The 408-nt window shown below is 58.1% G+C and carries 1 protein-coding gene; it reads left to right on the top strand.

Annotated features, from left to right (window positions below; all coding sequences use genetic code 11):
* The coding region (locus JN524_RS27195) for a calcium-binding protein (RefSeq protein WP_442964297.1) at positions 1–408 on the top strand (408 nt) is incomplete at both ends.

The raw sequence follows: 408 nt of genomic DNA, 5'->3' as shown, positions 1-408 counted from the left end.
TTGACCTTGACCAACGTGGAGAAAGTCATCGGCTCTGCTTTCAACGATAGCTTCACTACTGACGCTTATCTCTTCGCAACCTACGAAGGTGGTGCAGGGGACGATATCTACTACGTCAACGGCGGTGGCGTAACCGTCATCGAGCAAGTTGGCGGCGGCAACGATGAAGTGCGCGTCAGCTACAAGGACCATACGCTGGCGGCCAACGTCGAGCGCCTGACCTATACCGGCACCGGTTCGTTCACCGGCTGGGGTAATGCCAGCGACAACATCATCACCGGCGGCAGCGGCAACGACATGTTCTATGGCGGTGGTGGTGCCGACCAGTTCTTCGGCGGTGCCGGTCGCGATACCGTTTCGTACCTGGACAGCACGGTGGCAGTCAACATCAACCTGAAAACCGGGGTT

This window comes from Pseudomonas sp. MWU318 (genome assembly GCF_016756945.1).
Lineage (GTDB): Bacteria > Pseudomonadota > Gammaproteobacteria > Pseudomonadales > Pseudomonadaceae > Aquipseudomonas > Aquipseudomonas putida_A.
Note: the sequence above shows the minus strand (reverse complement) of the source record. Positions and strands in the feature narration are given on the sequence as shown.